The organism is Neisseria sp. P0008.S010, assembly GCF_051962715.1.
Classification (GTDB): domain Bacteria; phylum Pseudomonadota; class Gammaproteobacteria; order Burkholderiales; family Neisseriaceae; genus Neisseria; species Neisseria elongata.
This window is the reverse complement of sequence record NZ_JBQCVA010000171.1, coordinates 1-438: the sequence shown is the minus strand read 5'-3', so window position 1 is coordinate 438 and position 438 is coordinate 1. Positions and strand designations below refer to the sequence as shown.

The following is a 438-nucleotide window of genomic DNA, read 5'->3' as shown; positions in this document are numbered from 1 at the left end:
ATCAAGGGGAAACCCGCCAGCGGTCGTGCTGTATTGTCTCAGGAACAGGATGGAATTAAGTCGCACACCCACAGTGCCAGTGCATCCGGTACGGATTTGGGGACGAAAACCACATCGTCGTTTGATTACGGGACGAAAACAACAGGCAGTTTCGATTACGGCACCAAATCGACGAATAACACGGGGGCTCATGCTCACAGTCTGAGCGGTTCAACAGGGGCCGCGGGTGCTCATGCCCACACAAGTGGTTTAAGGATGAACAGTTCTGGCTGGAGTCAGTATGGAACAGCAACCATTACAGGAAGTTTATCCACAGTTAAAGGAACCAGCACACAGGGTATTGCTTATTTATCGAAAACGGACAGTCAGGGCAGCCACAGTCACTCATTGTCCGGTACAGCCGTGAGTGCCGGTGCACATGCGCATACAGTTGGTATT

Annotated in this window: 1 protein-coding gene; it reads left to right on the top strand. The window is 51.6% G+C overall.

All coding sequences use genetic code 11. The annotated features are described in order from the left end of the window. A partial coding sequence (locus ACTHSL_RS13070) for a hypothetical protein (RefSeq protein ID WP_440381693.1) occupies positions 1 to 438 on the top strand: 438 nt, incomplete at both ends.